Origin of the sequence: Mesorhizobium sp. M1E.F.Ca.ET.063.01.1.1, assembly GCF_003998155.1 — a bacterium.
GTDB lineage: Bacteria > Pseudomonadota > Alphaproteobacteria > Rhizobiales > Rhizobiaceae > Mesorhizobium.
Genome location: NZ_RZSC01001816.1, coordinates 1 through 378 on the forward strand (window position 1 = coordinate 1; position 378 = coordinate 378).

General features: G+C 63.8%; 1 pseudogene. It reads left to right on the forward strand.

The window, feature by feature from the left end:
- Positions 1-378: pseudogene (locus EOA29_RS43715) on the forward strand (nitrate reductase); the annotation flags it as partial.

Consider the following 378-nt stretch of genomic DNA (forward strand, 5'->3'; position numbering starts at 1 on the left):
GGTGGATCGTTGCCGAGGTGGCGAAGCGGATGGGATTTGCCGAGGCGTTTTCCCATGCCGCGCCGGGCGAGATCTTCGCCGAGCACGCCGCGCTGTCGGGTTATGAAAATGATGGCGCGCGGGATTTTGATATCGGCGCTTATGCCGGGATCAATGCTGAGGGCTATGAGGATTTGGCGCCATTCCAATGGCCAGCACCGGCCTTATCCTCTCCCTTGAGGGGAGGGTCGGAGAGCGCGTTGAGCGGAGCGAGACAAGCGAGCCGGAGAGGGGTCGGAGGTGAAGTCTCAGTCTCTGCCAACGAGGCCGAGACTGTCGCAGGCGACCCCCTCTGGCCTGCCGGCCATCTCCCCCTCAAGGAGGGAGATCAGCCCGCAC